Genomic DNA, 18,561 nt, shown 5'->3' on the forward strand with positions numbered 1-18,561 from the left:
TAGGTTTCGTTTTTCTTCCGCACAAAAATAATGATTTTCACCGGAATACCGCACCTTTTTCAGTTTTCTATCTTTTATTCATCAATATCAATACAAGTAATCTCTATTCCCTGTATCTGTTCCAGATATTTTTTGGTCGAACTAACCAAAGAACTTCCCATGTAGAATAAAAACATCAAACTGATAATTACCATCAATGCCCCAATCATTGCAAAGCGGCCGCGTTGTTCAAAAATACTGCTGTTCATACCTCTGCCTCCTCTTCTTTTATGTCCACCACAAAGATAACACGCGAAGGCTACAAAAAAAAGACAAGAATGTTACAAAAGGCTTAAATATTGAAATTCTGTTCGTATCTTTGCACCGGCTAACTAACAACCTCTTTATTACAATATGGCATTTACGAATAATATTATGATTGTCCGGCACAAATTGCTGGCTGACCTTGTCAGACTCTGGAAAAACGACCAGTTAGTAGAAAAGATAGACCGACTCCCGATCGAGCTGAGTCCGCGGAAATCGAAACCGTTAGGACGTTGCTGCATACACAAAGAGCGGGCGGTGTGGAGATACAAGACTTTTCCGCTGATGGGACTGGATATGACAGACGAACACGACGAAGTAACTCCGCTTTCCGATTACGCGCGCATGGCACTGAGCCGTCCCGAACCGGACAAGGAGAATATCATGTGCGTCATTGACGAAGCATGTTCTTCCTGCGTACAAATCAATTATGAGATTACAAACCTTTGTCGCGGATGCGTAGCCCGCAGTTGCTATATGAACTGCCCGAAGGGTGCGATACGCTTCAAGAAAAACGGTCAGGCCATGATTGACCACGATACGTGTGTCAGTTGCGGTATCTGTCACAAGAGCTGTCCTTATCATGCCATTGTGTATATTCCCGTACCTTGCGAGGAAGCCTGTCCGGTAAAGGCCATCAGCAAAGATGAACATGGAATAGAACATATTGACGAAAGTAAATGTATCTATTGCGGGAAGTGCATGAATGCTTGTCCGTTCGGCGCCATTTTCGAGATTTCACAGACATTCGATGTGCTGCAACGGATTCGGAAGGGAGAAAAGATGGTTGCCATCATCGCTCCGTCCATTCTCGGACAATTCAAAACTTCCATCGGACAAGTGTACGGTGCTTTTAAAGAAATAGGATTCACCGATGTGATTGAAGTAGCCGAAGGAGCTATGTCGACTACCAGCAACGAAGCCCACGAATTATTGGAGAAACTGGGAGAGGGACAGAAGTTTATGACTACTTCCTGCTGCCCTTCCTATATAGAATTGGTAGAGAAGCATATTCCGGACATGAAACCTTATGTATCTACCACCGGTTCGCCAATGTATTATGCGGCACGGATTGCCAAAGAGAAGCATCCCGACGCAAAAGTCGTATTCGTAGGCCCTTGCGTGGCAAAACGTAAAGAGGCACGCCGCGATGAAGCCGTGGATTACATCCTGACATTTGAAGAAGTAGGTTCCATACTCGACGGACTGGATATCCAGTTGGAACAAGTGCAGGAATTCTCCGTATTGCATACTTCCGTCCGCGAAGCACACGGCTTTGCGCAGGCAGGCGGTGTGATGGGAGCAGTCAAAGCTTATCTGAAAGAGGAAGCGGAGAAGATTAATGCGATACAGGTATCGGACATCAACAAGAAGAACATTGCCCTGCTACGTGCTTGCGCCAAGACAGGAAAAGCTGCCGGACAGTTTATCGAAGTGATGGCTTGCGAAGGCGGATGTATCACCGGGCCAAGTACGCACAATGATATTGTTTCAGGACGTCGCCAACTGGCACAAGAGCTTCTCAAACGGAAAGAGAGCTATGAAACAATGGATAGATAAACTCCGACAGGAAAGAACGCTCCGGCAGGAAGAGTTCCGGCAACTGTTGACCGGATGTGACGCAGAAACCCTGCGAACCATCAATGAACAGGCGCGGGAAGTCAGCCTGCTCCACTTCGGCAACAAGGTTTATATCCGCGGACTGATTGAGGTAAGTAATTGCTGCCGGAATAACTGTTATTACTGCGGCATCCGAAAAGGAAACCCGAACATCGAACGCTACCGACTGACGCAGGAAAGCATCCTGGACTGCTGCAAGCAAGGCTATGAACTGGGTTTCCGTACTTTCGTGCTGCAAGGCGGAGAAGACCCTGCCCTGACAGACGACTGGATAGAAAAAACGGTCGCCGCCATCCGGCAGAATTATCCGGATTGTGCTATCACACTGTCGCTCGGTGAAAAGTCGCGCGAAGCGTACGAACGTTTCTTCCGGGCAGGCGCCAACCGCTATTTGCTTCGTCACGAAACTTACAACGAACTGCATTACGGGCAACTGCATCCGGCAGGGATGTCCGGCAAACAGCGTTTGCAATGCTTGCGGGATTTAAAGGACATCGGTTATCAGACGGGGACAGGAATCATGGTAGGCAGTCCTGGGCAAACGGTGGAGCATATCATCGAGGATATCCGGTTTATAGAAAAACTTCGTCCGGAAATGATTGGCATCGGCCCTTTCCTGCCCCACCATGACACGCCTTTTGCCGGATACCCAAGCGGTACGGTGGAACAGACCCTTCTTCTACTGTCCATCTTCCGCCTGATGCACCCGTCCGCATTAATTCCGGCAACAACGGCACTGGCTACGCTCGCTCCCGACGGCAGGGAACGTGGAATACTGGCAGGCGCGAATGTGGTAATGCCCAACCTGTCGCCCCGGGAAGAACGGAAGAAATATGAATTATACAATGACAAGGCTTCACTCGGAGCGGAATCCGCCGAAGGACTGGCTATGCTGCAAAAGCAGTTGAACGCTATCGGCTACAGGATTTCCACCGAAAGAGGAGACTTTTCCAGTGGTTAACAGGATAGTGATTAGTGATTAACGCCATGTGGTAACACAGCTATGCAGTAATAGAACTCAGCTAATCACTAATTCAGTCATCACCCATCACAAAGCCCATTAATCACTAACCACTAATCACTAAAAAATGAACTACCAAGCAAATTCATCAAAAGCAGAAGAATTTATCCACCACGAAGAGATTCTGGATACACTGGAATACGCACAAAACAACAAGGATAACCGTGCACTGATTGAACAACTTATTGAAAAAGCTGCCCTGTGCAAGGGACTGACCCACCGTGAGGCAGCCGTCCTGCTGGAATGCGACCAACCTGACCTGATAGAACGTATCTTTCATCTCGCCAAAGAAATCAAACAGAAGTTCTACGGCAACCGCATCGTCATGTTCGCGCCGCTTTACCTGTCGAATTATTGCGTAAACGGCTGTATATACTGCCCGTACCACGCCAAGAACAAAACGATTGCACGTAAGAAACTGACACAAGAAGAAATCCGACGGGAAGTGATTGCCTTGCAGGATATGGGACACAAACGCCTTGCCCTCGAAGCCGGAGAGCATCCGGCACTGAACCCGATAGAGTATATCCTCGAATCTATCCGGACGATTTACAGTATCAAGCATAAGAACGGCGCGATAAGGCGGGTGAATGTCAACATCGCCGCCACCACCGTAGAAAACTACCGCCGTTTAAAAGAAGCGGGCATCGGCACTTATATCTTATTCCAAGAAACTTACCATAAGGAAAACTACGAAACGCTCCACCCTACCGGCCCGAAAAGCAACTACGCTTATCATACCGAAGCTATGGACCGCGCCATGGAAGGGGGAATTGACGATGTAGGGATAGGCGTACTTTTCGGTTTGAATACATACCGGTACGATTTTACAGGCTTGTTGATGCATGCCGAGCACTTGGAAGCCCGGTTCGGTGTAGGACCGCATACTATCAGTGTGCCGCGTATTTGCTCGGCGGATGATATTGACGCGGGAGATTTCCCGAACGCCATTTCCGATGAGATATTCAGCAAGATTGTAGCAGTTATCCGCATTGCGGTTCCCTATACGGGAATGATTATCTCCACACGCGAGTCGCAGGAATCCCGGAAAAAGGTGCTCGAACTGGGGATTTCACAAATCAGCGGCGGTTCGCGTACCAGTGTAGGCGGATATGCTGAAAAAGAACTGCCCGACAATAACTCCGCCCAATTTGATGTAAGTGATACGAGGACATTGGACGAGGTAGTAAACTGGTTACTCGAACTTGGCTACATCCCCAGTTTCTGTACGGCATGTTATCGGGAAGGACGGACGGGCGATCGCTTTATGGCGCTCGTAAAATCCGGTCAGATAGCAAATTGCTGCGCACCGAACGCATTAATGACTTTGAAAGAATACCTGGAAGATTATGCTTCGGAAGATACTCGCCAAAAAGGGGTAAGGCTCATCCTAAATGAAACGGAACGAATCCCCAACCCCAAAATCAGAGAAATAGCCATCCGAAACCTCAAAGCCATCGCCGAAGGCAAAAGAGACTTTAGATTTTAGTGATTAATGCGCAGCCCGTTAATCACTAATCACTAACAAACTAATCACTAATAAACATGAGCTTGACAGATACTCCCAACGCTAACAGACTTCACATAGCCCTTTTCGGCAAACGAAACAGCGGCAAGTCTTCTCTTGTAAATGCGCTGACAGGACAGGATACCGCCATCGTCTCGGATACGCCCGGAACAACAACCGACCTTGTTTCCAAGGCAATGGAAATTCATGGCATCGGTGCTTGTCTTTTTACCGATACTCCGGGATTCGACGACGAGGGGGAACTTGGCGAAATGCGTATCGCCCGGACATTGAAGGCGATTGAGAAGACGGATATTGCACTACTGCTTTGTGAAGATGATTCAACTTCTTGCAAAAACGAAAAGTTGAAGTCACCGGAAGATGAAATGTTGAAGCTACTGAAAGAGAAGAATATCCCTGTCATCCTGATACTGAACAAAATTGATATACGCGAAAACACTGAGGCGGTGGCCGCACGTATTGAGCTACAATATAACCAGCGCCCGTTGCTTGTCAGCGCAAAAGAAGGAACAGGGATTGAAGAAATCCGACAGGCGATTCTTAAAAAGCTCCCTTTGGACTTCGGTCTGCAGAGTATCACCGGAGAACTTGTCGCTGAGAATGACCTCGTGTTACTAGTCATGCCACAGGATATTCAGGCTCCTAAAGGCAGGCTCATTCTGCCGCAGGTACAGACTATCCGTGAACTGCTGGACAAGAAATGCCTTGTAATGACTTGTACTACCGATAAATTTCCGGAAACCTTACAGGCTCTTGCCCGTCCGCCGAAGTTAATCATCACCGATTCACAAATCTTTAAAACCGTCTACGAGCAGAAACCGGAAGAAAGTAAACTGACTTCTTTCTCTGTTCTCTTTGCGGGATACAAAGGGGATATTCATTATTATGTAGAAAGTGCTGCCGCCATTGAAAGCCTGACGGAATCGTCGCGCGTACTGATAGCGGAAGCCTGTACACATGCTCCCCTTTCCGAAGACATCGGAAGAGTGAAACTCCCACGCCTGTTACGAAAAAGAATCGGAGAGAAACTGCAGATTGATATTGTAGGCGGAACGGATTTCCCACAGGATTTGACTCCTTATTCTTTAGTCATTCATTGCGGAGCATGTATGTTCAACCGCAAGTATGTGCTCAGCCGCATTGAACGTGCACGTAAGCAACATATCCCCATGACGAATTACGGAGTGGCCATTGCCTACCTCAATGGGATACTTGAACAAATTGAATATTAAAAAAGGAAGTTATTTAGTTGTATGCTAAGAACATATTCCTTACATTTGTCTTACTATATTATTAATCCCTTTATTAACTTACAACACATGAAAAAGAAAGGAATGGCCTTTGCCATTTTACTGGCAACCGGGACTGCTTTTCAGGTCCGGGCACAAGAGAGACTGACGAGCTACAAAGTAAGAAATGCTATCGAAGTACGTACTCCCGTTATGAACGACAGCATTAACCCGAAAGGAGAAAAACACTCCGTGAAAATGTTGCTCAAGACTCCGGTAGTACTGGATTTGCCGGATGCGCCAATGCAGTCATTGACTGTTGATACGGCAGGTTATCTGAGTCTGGAAAAAGCGGAGAAAAACAATAAACTCTACCTGCTGAAAACGCAAATACGTGCAGAACGCTTCCTCAAAGGGAAGCTGAAGGTCACTTCTCCCGTCCGCTGGGAAGTCTTTATCGATGGAGTTTCCAAGCAGACAAAAGATGCTGCCGAAGACAGTATCACTTCTGCCTCTTCCCGTGAAATAGCTATCAGCATGGAGCCTGAACGTGATTATGAGATTACTTTCAAACTACTTTCCGCTTCGGAAGACAAAGTTGCCCCTACCTTGAAATGTGAACTGATTAAAGACGGGAAATTCAAAGAGATTGCCTGCACGCTTGCTCCCGACGCCAAGCAACGTTTCTCGCTTGACAATACCGTATATGGCAACCGGACGATTTCTGTCGCCATCTCTCCCAGCGGAAAGTATTTATTAACCCGCTACTGGAATAATCATTCCGCCAAACGTTCGCGCACTTATTGCGAACTCAGCGACTTGAAAACCGGAAAAGTTCTTTTGGATAATGTAAGGGATGGCATGCGATGGATGCCGAAAAGTGACAAGCTGTATTATACCGTCACTGCCCTAAGCGGAAACGACGTAATCGCACTCGACCCTGCCACTCTTCGCGAAGAGGTTATTTTAAAAGGAATTCCCGAACAAAGTTTCACCTGGTCACCCAATGAAGATTTCCTTATTTATTACCCCAGGGAAGAAGGGAAAAATGAGACAGGGGCTCTCCGCCGCATTGTAAGTCCGGCAGACCGGATTCCCAATACCCGGGGACGCAGTTTCCTGGCTAAGTATGACATTGCCAACGGAGTTTCCGAACGGCTGACTTACGGCAATCACAGCACCTACTTGCAGGATATTTCTCCCGACGGAAAGTATATGGTATACAGCACTTCCAAAGAAAATATCACCCAACGTCCTTTCTCTTTGTCTTCTCTCTATTTGGTAGACTTGGAGACTTTGAAGGTAGATACTCTTTTCCATAACGAAAGATTCCTGGGTGGCGCCAGCTATTCACCGAACGGAAAACAGTTGTTACTGACTGCAAGCCCCGAAGCGTTCGGCGGTATTGGCAAGAACTGCGGCAATCAACCCATTGCCAACGATTTCGACACACAAGCCTTTATCATGGATTTGGCTACACGCAAGATTCAACCGATAACCAAAGACTTCAATCCTACCGTCAGCCCATTGCAATGGAATCGCGGAGACGGTTGCATTTACTTCAACACGGATGACGGCGACTGCAAGAATATCTACCGTTATTCTCCGAAAAACGGTAATTTCGAAAAGTTGAACCTCGAAGTAGATGTTGTCAGCACTTTCACCCTGTCGGAATACAATCCGTCTATCGCTGCTTATATCGGCCAGTCGGATACCAATTCGGGAGTTGCCTATCTCTACGATATGAAGAAAAAGACTTCCCGTTTGCTTGCCGACCCGATGAAACCGATTCTGGATAAAATTGAATTAGGCAAAACCGAACCTTGGAACTTCACGGCTTCGGACGGAACGGTTATCACCGGAAAGATGTGTCTTCCCCCTGACTTCAACCCCAACAAGAAGTATCCGCTAATCGTTTACTACTACGGTGGCACCACTCCTACGACACGCGGCATCGGAAACCCGTACTGTGCCCAACTGTTCGCATCACGTGATTATGTAGTATATGTCATCCAGCCCAGCGGTACTATCGGCTTCGGACAGGAGTTTTCCGCACGCCATGTCAATGCTTGGGGAAAGCGTACTGCGGATGATATTATCGAAGGAACGAAACAGTTCTGCAAGGAACATTCTTTTGTGGATGCGAAAAAAATCGGATGCCTCGGTGCTTCGTACGGTGGATTTATGACTCAATATCTGCAAACTCAGACCGATATTTTCGCTGCTGCCGTATCCCATGCTGGTATCAGTGACGTGACGAGCTATTGGGGAGAAGGTTATTGGGGATATTCATACAATGCTATTGCGGCTGCCGACAGTTATCCCTGGAATAACCCGGAACTGTTTACCAAACAAGGCTCCCTGTTCAATGCCGACAAGATTAACACTCCGTTATTATTGCTGCATGGCACAGTGGATACGAATGTACCCATCGGAGAAAGTATCCAGCTTTTCAATGCGCTGAAGATATTAGGCAAGACCGTAGAGTTTATCACAGTGGATGGCGAAAACCATTTCATTTCAGATTACGACAAGCGTATCAAATGGCACAATTCTATCATGGCATGGTTTGCACGCTGGCTACAAGACCGTCCCGAATGGTGGAATGAGTTATATCCGGAACGTCATCTGTAATCCTGATTGTAACTCCGTTATCATCTTCCATCTACAAATTCCGAAACGTACAATCTCTTAAATAATAAAGGTGTCGCTGATTCTACATTCAACGACACCTTTTATTATATTATCAATTTATCCTATAATTGTCCCTGCTTATTTCTTCACAGCAGCAATCAACTCTTCTGCCGAAACAAGATTCTGTTCTCCTGTCTCCATATTCTTCAACATCACCTTTCCTTCGTTCATCTCGTTTTCGCCGACAATGGCTACAAACGGAATATTCTTCGCATTGGCATAGCTCATCTGCTTCTTCATCTTCGCAGCATCCGGGAAAATCTCCGCACGGATATCGGCAGCGCGCACTTTAGCCAGAATTCCCATAGAGAAAGCAGCTTCCTTTTCACCGAAGTTGATAAACAGGATTTCCGTTCCGTTCACGGCTTCTTTCGGATAAAGGTCGAGTTGGTTCAAGACGTCGAAGATACGGTCTGCACCGAAAGAGATGCCGACACCCGAAACTCCTGCCATACCGAATACACCGGTCAGGTTGTCATAACGACCGCCACCTGTGATACTTCCGATTTGTACATCCAGTGCTTTTACTTCAAAAATAGCACCTGTATAATAGTTCAGTCCGCGAGCCAGCGTCAGGTCGAGTTCGATTTCATTCTTCAATCCCATTGCTTCCAATGTATTCAGAATAAATTCGCTTTCTTCCACTCCCTTCAACCCTACTTCACTGGCTGACAGTACTTCTTTCAATGTCGCGAGCTTCTCCGCATTTGTTCCGCTGAGAAGGATTATCGGCTGCAACTTGGCGATAGCCTCATCACTGATACCCTTATCTCTCAACTCGGCATTCACATTATCCAGTCCGATTTTATCCAGTTTGTCTATCGCTACGGTGATGTCGACAATCTTATCCGATTCGCCGATAATCTCTGCAATGCCGGAAAGAATCTTACGGTTATTAATCTTAATACATACACGGATATTGAAACGGCTGAATACCGTGTCAACAATCTGCATCAATTCCACTTCGTTCAGCAATGAATCACTGCCTACCACGTCAGCGTCGCATTGATAAAATTCGCGATAACGTCCTTTCTGCGGACGGTCGGCACGCCACACGGGCTGAATCTGATAGCGCTTGAACGGGAAAGTGATTTCATCACGGTGCATCACCACATAGCGGGCAAAAGGCACTGTCAAGTCATAACGCAATCCTTTCTCACAAAATTTGCTTGCCAGCTTCGCAGCATTACGGCTCAACAATTCTTCGTCAGTGATACCGGAGAAATAATCTCCAGAGTTCTGAATCTTAAAGAGTAGCTTATCTCCTTCGTCACCGTATTTTCCCATCAGTGTGGAAAGCATCTCCATCGACGGAGTCTCTATCTGTTGGAAACCATACAAATGATATACGTCACGAATCGTATTGAATATATAATTACGCTTCGCCATCTCTACCGGCGAAAAGTCACGAGTTCCTTTAGGAATACTTGGTTTTGCTGCCATAATATTACTGTTTATAATTTTAATTGCGCAAATTTACTGCAAATTTCCGAGCAACGCTTGCATATATCTGAAAAAATGCTCAATATTGTACCCCAAGTTATGCAAAACTTTCCAAACAGAGAGCGGCATTACACTTTTGGAAACTTTAAAGACCGGAAATATGATGAATACAACTACTATGTGCCCGATAAAAAAGACGAAAATTCTTTTTATTACTGCTTCACTTTTGGCAATGCCGATACTGGCACAAAACAATATCCAGAATACCCCGCCCTTCAAAAGTACCCGCACTACGGTACATCAGGCTATACAAAAAGATACCGCATGGGCAGCAGGTGCCGTTGTCGACCAGATTCATTTTGTAAGATATGACCGTAACGGACGGAAGATAGCAGAGAACTCACTAAAGCCGGACGGAAGTGCCGACAGTAAGATAATCTTCGTTTACGATAAAGCCGGGAATGTAATAGAGGAAGTCATCGCCTCTATCAAAAAAGGCGGAGTCAGCGATGTATATCAATATCATTATGACGCACAAGGCAGGATGGACGGTAAGAAGAAACTTAATGCCCAACGGACTGTAGTAGGAATAGACACTATTATACGCAACGAAGCCGGGCTAATCATACAAAGAATCCATGCAGGAGTAATCTACTCTCCTTCAAGAGAATCCAAAGAAAGAACATACCGTGAAGCGGTGAATATCCTCTACAACGATGAAGGGCAGGTCACGGAAGTCATTGAAGAAAGTACGCTGAACAAGAATGGCAATCCCGGCAACCGGAAACTGCAAAAAAAAGACACAATACCATTAAAGCCTTACTCGGAAGGGAAGTTTGCACGATATAAAGCTCCTAAAAGCAAAAGAGTGGATATGTCCTATGACCAGTACGGCAACTGGATTAAACGTATAGAATACAATGGTGCCAACCCGGAATATATCGTCATGCGTACCATCGAATATGCCGGAACGGAAGATACGGACTGGAAAGCACTGTTGCTCCAAGGAAAAGTGAAAACCGTACACCAGACTTCGTACATAGCGCTTCCCAACGGTCCCGACATCATCAACAGAGGACAGAAGAAAGGGAACTTCTTCATCTGTAAATTTGATAAGGACGGACGAAAGACGATGGTTTCACATTTCTCGGATACAGGCATACCGAAAGGTACTACCGAATATGTATATGACGCTAATGGGAACGTAGAGAAGGAAATAGAAAAACTACCCAATGCCAAAATAGAAAGCACTTCGTTGTTGACGTACAACGATGACGGCAGAGTGAAAAGTAAATCCTTGATGGATGCCAACAATGAAATGCTGCGCAAGACAATTTTCCGTTATGACGGAGAAGGCAATTGTATTGCAGAATTATGCTTCGGCAAAGACGGTTCAAAATACAGCGATGTCCGCAACCAATACGACCCATACGGTAATCTGATTATGAAACAAATACTGGTTGCCCCGGCGGAAGCCAAGGGGACGGAATTTCAACCGATAACCCGCATATGGAATACCAAAGGCAGAATCGTTGAGGAAAAAACAGGTACTCCCGGAAACGAACGGAGTTATACTTATCAATACAGTACCCGTGGAGAAGTTATTTCCGGCACGGAAGCGATAAACAATGAGCCACCTGTAAAATTCGTATATAAATTCTATAATGACAAGCATGGCAACTGGAAAAAGCGCATCAAGTTTATTGATGACAAACCTGTATTATACGAAGAAAGAGAATATACTTATTACGAATGAACAGAAATAAAGAATAAAATTCAACATATAAAACAAAACGTCTCCATAGCATTTCAAGTCTATGGAGACGTTTTGTTTTATATAGAGGGAGCCGTGCAAAACCTACATACTCCCTTTTTTTAGTCTCTTCTACCCATGAAAATCATGATGTAGTAAACCAATGTAGCCAATGAGCCCAATGCAGCAACTACATACGTATAAGCAGCGGAACGAAGAGCATCTTCTGCCTGTGCATGATTATACGAGTTAGTAATACCGGACGAGCTCAGCCAAACGAGTGCACGCTTACTTGCATTGATTTCCACCGGCAGCGTGATAAAACTGAACAGGGTAGTCATAGCAAACAGAATAATACCTGCCAACAGCAATTGCGGGAAACTGTTTATTAACAAGATACCACCCAACAATACCCATGTCATAATGGAAGACGCAAAGTTCACAACCGGAACCAACGCACTACGCATTTTCAACGGGGCATACATACGTGCATGCTGCACAGCGTGTCCACATTCATGTGCTGCCACGGCAGCCGCCATTATGCTATTACTTTCATAGACCCCTTCACTCAAATTCACTGTTTTATTAGTAGGGTTGTAGTGGTCGGTCAATCTGCCCGGAGTATGTGTAACCTGTACATCATAAATTCCATTGTCATGCAACATTTTCAAAGCTACATCGCGTCCTGTCATGCCATTCCCTGTAGGAATCTTGGAATACTTCTTGAACTTGTTCTGCAAATTCATCTGTACCAGCCAACTTACTACGGCAATTCCAATAAATAATACCCAATAAGACATCATATACTTTTCATTTTAATTATTACTCTCTATCTCTATAAACAAATTACTTGCCAAAAGTAAGGGGAAACTACCAATGTCAGGATAGTTTCCCCTTGCTTTTATGAAGAATTATCTAAAAATTAGTCAATTGTAAGTTCTACTACATAGTCAATATCTTTCGGCACATCGGCAAACTCCAGCAAAACACCTGCTTTCGTTTTGGTAAAGCGAACCGGAGACTGGTCTTTGAACAACACCGCTTTCTTCACTTTCTTATCTGTCAAAGGCAGGAACAACGCTTTATCTTCCAGATTGAGGATATGCACATAAAGTTTATTACCTTTCTGCGTCGTCACTCCCCAGTCGTGCGGAGCAACCGCACCGCTACGTGTTCCGTAGATAGTTTCGCCATACTGCTTCATCCACTCTCCCATTTCCGCCAAACGTTCTACTGCCACCGCTGGAAGCTCCCCATCGGGCTGAGGGCCGATATTCATCAAAAGATTGGCATCCTTACCGGCTGCCTTCACCAAGTAATGAATCAGTGTTTTCGTAGACTTATAGTTCTGGTCGGTAATCTTATATCCCCACATACCGTTCATCGTTTCGCAAGTCTCCAACGGCAGATGGCTTACATCCTGTCCGGAAAGTCCCGCTGAATTTTCACCGGGCAGGTCACGTTCGAAAATCTGAATATCTTCCCCCGCAAAAGGCACCTGATGATGATTATTGCCGACAAGGCATCCGGGTTGGAGTTTATGAATCAATGCGTATTGTTCAGGCAACTCCCAGTCGAAATTTTTGTTCCTGTCCTGATCCCACCATCCATCAAACCAAATAGCGCCTATCGGACCGTAGTTTGTCAACAGTTCCGTCAATTGATTATTCATGAATTGATAATAGCTTTTCCAATCTCCTTTCGGATTCGGGCGTCCCGTTCCCCGTCCTGTACGTCCCCAGGGATAATCTTCGCGCATCCAGTCGAGATGTGAATAGTAGAAATGAAGCTTGATTCCATGCTTCGCACAAGCGGCTGCCAGTTCCTTCACGATGTCACGCTTGAAAGGAGTCGCTTTCACTACATTATAATCCGAATATTTGGTATCGAACATGGAAAATCCCTCGTGATGGCGGGTAGTGAAACAGATATATTTCGCTCCCGAAGCCTTGATAACCTCCACCCATTTGTCCGCATCAAACTTGGAAGGATAGAAGCCGCCTGCCAGTTTGGCATATTCCTTATAATTCAGATTATTGTTTGTCATAGTCCACTCACCGGTAGCGAGCATGGCATACAATCCCCAATGAAGGAAAATACCAAACTTATTGTCCTGAAATTCCTGACGTGCTTTCAGATTCTCTTCGGTGGGTTGGTAAGAAGAGGACTGTGCAAATGCACTAACGCCCATTGCGAGCAATAAAAGAAAAGTAATAAAACGTGTTTTCATACGCGCGATTATTTATGTGTATTAAAAAATAGATAACAAAAGGTCTGAACAAGAAAGGCGGAGATAAAAAAAACTCCGCCTTCCCTCTATATAATTACCAGATTGTTATTCTTCAGTATAACGTTCGATAGTCTGTGCCCTGTCCGGTCCAACAGATACAATCTTGATTTCCACACCAAGCTGTTCTTCCAGGAAAGTCAGATAAGCGTTGAATTCTTCCGGAAATTCATCTTCGCTCTGCATCTTCGTCATATCAGTCTGCCAGCCCGGAAGTTCCGCATATACAGGTTCCACGCCGTCAGTGATATCGTACGGGAAGTAATCAATTTCCTCGCCATCCAGTTTGTAAGCCACACAAGCTTTGATTGTATCGAAAGTATCGAGCACATCGCTCTTCATCATAATCAATTTGGTTACGCCGTTTATCATAACGGAATACTTCAACGCTACCAGGTCAATCCATCCGCAACGACGTTTACGTCCTGTCACCGAACCGAACTCATGTCCCAATGTACACATCTTGTCACCGGTTTCGTCAAACAATTCTGTCGGGAACGGTCCTGCACCTACACGCGTACAATAAGCCTTGAAGATACCATACACTTCTCCGATACGGTTGGGAGCCACTCCCAGTCCGGTACAAGCACCTGCGCAAACAGTATTGGAAGAAGTCACAAACGGATACGAACCGAAATCAATATCGAGCATAGTACCCTGAGCACCCTCACAAAGAACGCTCTTGCCATCCTTCAACAGGTTATTCACTTCATGTTCGCTGTCTACGAAATGGAATTGCTTCAGATATTCGATGCCTTCCAACCATGCCTTTTCCAGTTCCGTCAGGTCATACTCATAGTTCAGACTCTTCAAGATTTGTTCGTGGCGTGCTTTTGCAGCAGCATATTTCTGTTCGAAGTTGTGAAGGATATCACCTACACGGACACCATTACGGCTAACTTTATCCGTATAAGTAGGGCCGATCCCCTTACCGGTAGTTCCTACTTTTGCGTCCCCCTTGGCAGCTTCGTAAGCAGCATCGAGGATGCGGTGTGTAGGAAGAATAAGATGAGCTTTCTTTGAAATGTGCAAACGTTCTTTCAACGGATGGCCTGATGCTTCAAGCGCCTCGGCCTCTGCTTTGAACAGTGCCGGGTCAAGTACCACACCGTTACCGATGATGTTTACCTTGTTTCCCTGAAAAATACCGGAAGGAATAGAACGAAGCACATACTTCTGTCCCTCGAACTCAAGTGTATGACCGGCATTCGGGCCGCCCTGGAAACGGGCAACCACATCGTACTTAGGTGTTAAAACGTCGACTACTTTTCCTTTACCTTCGTCGCCCCATTGTAATCCTAAAAGAACATCTACTTTCATCTTTATTTTTTATTGTTGTTATTAACTTTCTTCTTTTTGTTAGCTCTGTCGCACTTGCTGCATATTCCATATATATATAAGGAATAATGCGAAAGTTGGAAACGGCTTAATTTCGTATTTTCAATGGCATGCTGCAAATCCTCGTTCTGAAACTCGGTCACTTTACCGCATTGCGTACATATCTGGTGATGATGTGTCTCGCGGTTATATGATTTTTCGTATTGGGAGGAAGTTCCGAATTGGTGCTTGATGACCAGCCGTGCATTGATAAGAAGAATAATGGTATTGTAGAGGGTTGCCCGGCTTACCCGGAAATTCTCCTGGTCCATCATCCGCGAATAGAGCATATCGATATCGAAATGACCGTCGATAGAATAGATAGTATCGAGTATGGCGTAGCGCTCAGGAGTCTTACGATGCCCGTTCGCTGTGAGATATTCCGTGAATATCTGCCTTACTGTATCTTTCACGTTTTGAGTTTCCATCATCAGCCAAAATTAGCGCGAACAAAGTTAAGCCTTTTTTGCGGAACGCAAAAGGATTTCTTTGATATTTATCAGAGTAGTCATTCTGTCTCCGCTTTCACCATATTATAAAGCATCCGCTCACCTTCTACCGAGGAATCAGCCATTCCTTCCACCAGACGGCATATCTGGAAAGCGTGCTCTTCACTATGCTGCATATATTTCCGGATCACCAGCAAAGCCGCATTCCTCACATGATAACTCTCGGAATGGACGTTGCACATAGCCTGATCGAGCAGTTCGCCGGAAGCCCGTTCGGTCATATCCCCTTTCTTCATCAGCAGCCGGGCAGCAGTCAGGAAACCACAGGTCTGCACATACTCGCGCTCATCGGCAATCCAGTGAAAAGACTTGGCGGGAGCATACGGCAGATTCTGGAACAGGTTCATACAAGTCAGCTCCGCGATTTCGATATTCCGGATGTCTTCCACCCAAATATCAGCAATCTCGGGATAGAAAGTCTCAATCGGTTGAAGCATGGCTGCCAGAATCTTACATTCCCGAATCTCCTCTTTCCACAAGGCTTGCGCCAGATCGTGATTCTTTTCGTAGCCTTCGGCAATCATTTTGATACGGGGCAGTTCCACTCCGAAATTGAGTTTGTACACCAGCCCTTTTTCACGCATACTTTGGGACACAGCCCCGTTCATTGAGAGACGGAGCTGTGTTTTGATATCTTTAAGTTGTTCTTTAATATCCATTTTCAGATTAGTTGTTTACTGAAGGAAGCGGAGAGTAATCCTTGCTGTAACGCAGCATTTGTTCCACATACCCTTCATCATAAGCCACCGTGACATCGGTAATGTTTCCATTCTCGTCTGTCACCAATTCATATTTCGGATTTACGAAACCTTTATATGGAGCCAGATTCAGTTTCTTATAACGCTCCAATATTTCAGCATGCAAAGCCGGGTCTACCTTTACAGCGTAATTTTCTACTAAGGAGCGGGCTGCTTCGAAGTCGCCTGTCGACTTGATACGCTGAATTTCGGCGAGCAATTCACCGAACAGCTCACGTACTTTCTCATAGTCATTGATAACGACATATGTCTTTCCGTCTTTCTTCACCAGTTCCACTACCTTGTCGGCTGCCCCCTTCTCGAATACCCAACGGGCGATTAACTGGCGGTTACGCATATGAGCTTCTTCCACCGTATTTCCCGGTTCGATACGTACCAACTGTGTCATCAGACCGTTCATCAGATACGTATAATACTGAGCCTTGTAAGCTTCGGGAGAAGAGAGAAGCTTCAGTTCCACCAGTTTCGGGTCAGCCACGTAATACAAACCGAACAAGTCGGCACGCGCTTCTTCAATCGTAGAGCCGTAAGCCTTCAGTGCGTCAGGGTCTACCCCCGGAAGCAGCTTGCCGGAACCGTGTCCCAGACATTCGTGCAAGTCTGTGTGCAGTTCATCCGTCAGGTCGGCATAAGTATCAATCAATTGTCTTTCCGTATCGCTGTAAACAAACTCTTCATTGAATCCGTTTCCGTGAGCCGCCTTGTTATAGGCATCCGTGATATTGCCGATAGTCACCGACTTGGAACCGTGATGTGCACGAATCCAGTTGGCGTTCGGCAGGTTGATGCCGATAGCAGTTGCCGGATAAAGATCCCCTGCAAGGATAGCGGCAGTGATAACTTTTGCCGATACACCTTTCACTTCGTCTTTCTTGAAAGCCTTGTCCACCGGCGAATGATCCTCGAACCACTGCGCGTTGCTGCTGATAATCTCCGTGCGGTGTGTAGACTCCATATCCTTGAAGTTCACCAATGATTCCCAGCTAGCCTTCATTCCCAGCGGGTCACCATAGCTTTCCGTGAATCCGTTCACAAAGTCGATTCGCGAATCCAAATCTTTCACCCAAAGGATGGCATATTCGTCGAAATCTTTCAGGCTGCCGGTTTCATAGAACTGAATCAGCTTGGAGATAACCGCTTTCTGTGCGTCGTTCTCCGCTACCCCTTCGGCTTTCTTCAACCAATAAACGATTTTCTCAATAGCCTGCGTATAGAGTCCGCCTACCTTCCATACTTTTTCCTGCAACTTACCGTTCTCTTTCACCAAACGGCTGTTCAGACCATACGAAACCGGAGTTTCATCTTTCGGATCTTTCATCGCATTATAGAAATCTTCCGCTTCTTTCTGCGTCACTCCGTCATAATAGTTACAAGCGGAAGTCAGTACAAGATCCTCGCCATCCGCCTGGTTCACCCGCTTCGGCATGACAGCCGGATCGAAGATGACCGGGAAGAGCTCATCGCAAAGCTGTTCGGCAGTTTGTCCTTCCGCCAACGGAAGCAGTGTGGCGTCAAGCCCGAGTACAGCCTGCTTCAAGAAATCCTGTGAGAATCCGGGTACAAATTTCTCCGTACCATAATGATGATGAATACCATTGGAGAACCATACTCTCTTCAAGTACACTTCCATATTCTTGAAATCAGGAGTCGTTTTATCCCCCTGGTAATTCGTATATACTGCTTCGAGCATCCGGCGGATTCTCAAATTATACTTCCCATTCTGGTCAAACAGAATATCCCTTCCTTCGAGAGCGGCCTCTGTCAGATAATAAATCAGTTCTTTCTGTTTCAGCGTCAGTTCCTCAAATCCGGGGACTTTATAACGCAAAATCTGTAAGTCTGCAAATTGTTCCACTGTATAATCAAATTTATCTGCCTCGGCAGTTGTTGTTTTGGCTCCGCCGCACGATGTCAGAATCGTGGCAGCCACAGCCATTGAAATAAGATGTTTATTCATAATGCTAGTGTTGATTAATTAAATAAGAAAAGGAATTATCTCCAAAATTTTTCATTTAGAGGTAATTCCTTTCAATCAAATT

14 protein-coding genes are annotated in these 18,561 nt (G+C 45.7%); 6 read left to right on the plus strand and 8 right to left on the minus strand.

Features of this window, described 5'->3' with window-relative positions; genetic code table 11:
* Positions 1–74: 74 nt before the first annotated feature.
* Positions 75–248, minus strand: coding sequence for a hypothetical protein (locus ACGHVY_RS13300; protein WP_175628684.1), 174 nt, complete (start codon positions 246–248; stop codon positions 75–77).
* Positions 249–393: 145 nt separating this feature from the next.
* Here ACGHVY_RS13300 and ACGHVY_RS13305 point away from each other — a divergent pair, with 145 nt between their 5' ends.
* The 5 genes from ACGHVY_RS13305 to ACGHVY_RS13325 all read left to right on the plus strand — a co-directional run bounded on the left by ACGHVY_RS13305 (position 394) and on the right by ACGHVY_RS13325 (position 8,335).
* Entirely contained in the window at positions 394–1,863 is a 1,470-nt protein-coding gene (locus ACGHVY_RS13305) for a 4Fe-4S dicluster domain-containing protein (protein ID WP_308746175.1), read from the plus strand.
* Entirely contained in the window at positions 1,844–2,884 is a 1,041-nt protein-coding gene (hydE, locus tag ACGHVY_RS13310; RefSeq protein ID WP_390599444.1) for a [FeFe] hydrogenase H-cluster radical SAM maturase HydE, read from the plus strand. Before ACGHVY_RS13305 ends, hydE begins: the two co-directional genes overlap by 20 nt.
* Positions 2,885–3,011: 127 nt before the next feature.
* On the plus strand, positions 3,012–4,433 hold the full coding sequence (gene hydG, locus ACGHVY_RS13315; protein ID WP_390599445.1) for a [FeFe] hydrogenase H-cluster radical SAM maturase HydG: 1,422 nt from the start codon (positions 3,012–3,014) through the stop codon (positions 4,431–4,433).
* 56 nt (positions 4,434–4,489) lie between these two features.
* Complete coding sequence (gene hydF, locus ACGHVY_RS13320) at positions 4,490–5,704, plus strand: [FeFe] hydrogenase H-cluster maturation GTPase HydF (protein WP_390599446.1); 1,215 nt, start codon at positions 4,490–4,492, stop codon at positions 5,702–5,704.
* A gap of 87 nt (positions 5,705–5,791) precedes the next feature.
* Complete coding sequence (locus ACGHVY_RS13325; RefSeq protein ID WP_390599447.1) at positions 5,792–8,335, plus strand: prolyl oligopeptidase family serine peptidase; 2,544 nt, start codon at positions 5,792–5,794, stop codon at positions 8,333–8,335.
* A gap of 138 nt (positions 8,336–8,473) precedes the next feature.
* On the opposite strand, the gene hisS is transcribed toward ACGHVY_RS13325, so the two are convergent.
* Positions 8,474–9,838, minus strand: coding sequence for a histidine--tRNA ligase (hisS, locus tag ACGHVY_RS13330; protein ID WP_390599448.1), 1,365 nt, complete (start codon positions 9,836–9,838; stop codon positions 8,474–8,476).
* Positions 9,839–9,998: 160 nt separating this feature from the next.
* Between hisS and ACGHVY_RS13335 the strand changes: the two genes are divergently transcribed.
* On the plus strand, positions 9,999–11,594 hold the full coding sequence (locus ACGHVY_RS13335; RefSeq protein WP_390599449.1) for a hypothetical protein: 1,596 nt from the start codon (positions 9,999–10,001) through the stop codon (positions 11,592–11,594).
* 119 nt (positions 11,595–11,713) lie between these two features.
* Here the strand turns inward: ACGHVY_RS13335 and ACGHVY_RS13340 are convergent, their stop codons facing one another.
* From ACGHVY_RS13340 to ACGHVY_RS13365, 6 genes are all read right to left on the minus strand, one after another.
* On the minus strand, positions 11,714–12,394 hold the full coding sequence (locus ACGHVY_RS13340; protein WP_004301089.1) for a zinc metallopeptidase: 681 nt from the start codon (positions 12,392–12,394) through the stop codon (positions 11,714–11,716).
* A 119-nt stretch (positions 12,395–12,513) separates the two neighbouring features.
* A complete protein-coding gene (locus ACGHVY_RS13345; RefSeq protein ID WP_308746182.1) occupies positions 12,514–13,821 on the minus strand; it encodes an alpha-L-fucosidase in 1,308 nt (435 codons plus the stop codon).
* A 105-nt stretch (positions 13,822–13,926) separates the two neighbouring features.
* Positions 13,927–15,198, minus strand: coding sequence for an adenylosuccinate synthase (locus ACGHVY_RS13350; protein ID WP_308746183.1), 1,272 nt, complete (start codon positions 15,196–15,198; stop codon positions 13,927–13,929).
* Between the two features lie 2 nt (positions 15,199–15,200).
* The gene (locus ACGHVY_RS13355) at positions 15,201–15,683 is read right to left on the minus strand and encodes a transcriptional repressor (RefSeq protein ID WP_308746196.1); all 483 of its coding nucleotides are present in this window, start codon (positions 15,681–15,683) and stop codon (positions 15,201–15,203) included.
* Positions 15,684–15,763: 80 nt separating this feature from the next.
* A complete protein-coding gene (locus tag ACGHVY_RS13360) occupies positions 15,764–16,423 on the minus strand; it encodes a DNA alkylation repair protein (RefSeq protein WP_308746184.1) in 660 nt (219 codons plus the stop codon).
* Positions 16,424–16,430: 7 nt separating this feature from the next.
* Positions 16,431–18,479, minus strand: coding sequence for a dipeptidyl-peptidase 3 family protein (locus tag ACGHVY_RS13365; protein WP_390599450.1), 2,049 nt, complete (start codon positions 18,477–18,479; stop codon positions 16,431–16,433).
* Between the last annotated feature and the right edge of the window lie 82 nt (positions 18,480–18,561).

Source organism: Bacteroides sp. f07, assembly GCF_042854785.1.
Classification (GTDB): domain Bacteria; phylum Bacteroidota; class Bacteroidia; order Bacteroidales; family Bacteroidaceae; genus Bacteroides.

Bases quoted from the DNA above. Each gene is read 5' to 3' on its own strand.
- ACGHVY_RS13300 (WP_175628684.1), bottom strand. From the start codon at position 248: ATGAACAGCAGTATTTTTGAACAACGCGGCCGCTTTGCAATGATTGGG.
- ACGHVY_RS13305 (WP_308746175.1), top strand. From the start codon at position 394: ATGGCATTTACGAATAATATTATGATTGTCCGGCACAAATTGCTGGCT.
- hydE (WP_390599444.1), top strand. From the start codon at position 1,844: ATGAAACAATGGATAGATAAACTCCGACAGGAAAGAACGCTCCGGCAG.
- hydG (WP_390599445.1), top strand. From the start codon at position 3,012: ATGAACTACCAAGCAAATTCATCAAAAGCAGAAGAATTTATCCACCAC.
- hydF (WP_390599446.1), top strand. From the start codon at position 4,490: ATGAGCTTGACAGATACTCCCAACGCTAACAGACTTCACATAGCCCTT.
- ACGHVY_RS13325 (WP_390599447.1), top strand. From the start codon at position 5,792: ATGAAAAAGAAAGGAATGGCCTTTGCCATTTTACTGGCAACCGGGACT.
- hisS (WP_390599448.1), bottom strand. From the start codon at position 9,838: ATGGCAGCAAAACCAAGTATTCCTAAAGGAACTCGTGACTTTTCGCCG.
- ACGHVY_RS13335 (WP_390599449.1), top strand. From the start codon at position 9,999: ATGATGAATACAACTACTATGTGCCCGATAAAAAAGACGAAAATTCTT.
- ACGHVY_RS13340 (WP_004301089.1), bottom strand. From the start codon at position 12,394: ATGATGTCTTATTGGGTATTATTTATTGGAATTGCCGTAGTAAGTTGG.
- ACGHVY_RS13345 (WP_308746182.1), bottom strand. From the start codon at position 13,821: ATGAAAACACGTTTTATTACTTTTCTTTTATTGCTCGCAATGGGCGTT.
- ACGHVY_RS13350 (WP_308746183.1), bottom strand. From the start codon at position 15,198: ATGAAAGTAGATGTTCTTTTAGGATTACAATGGGGCGACGAAGGTAAA.
- ACGHVY_RS13355 (WP_308746196.1), bottom strand. From the start codon at position 15,683: ATGGAAACTCAAAACGTGAAAGATACAGTAAGGCAGATATTCACGGAA.
- ACGHVY_RS13360 (WP_308746184.1), bottom strand. From the start codon at position 16,423: ATGGATATTAAAGAACAACTTAAAGATATCAAAACACAGCTCCGTCTC.
- ACGHVY_RS13365 (WP_390599450.1), bottom strand. From the start codon at position 18,479: ATGAATAAACATCTTATTTCAATGGCTGTGGCTGCCACGATTCTGACA.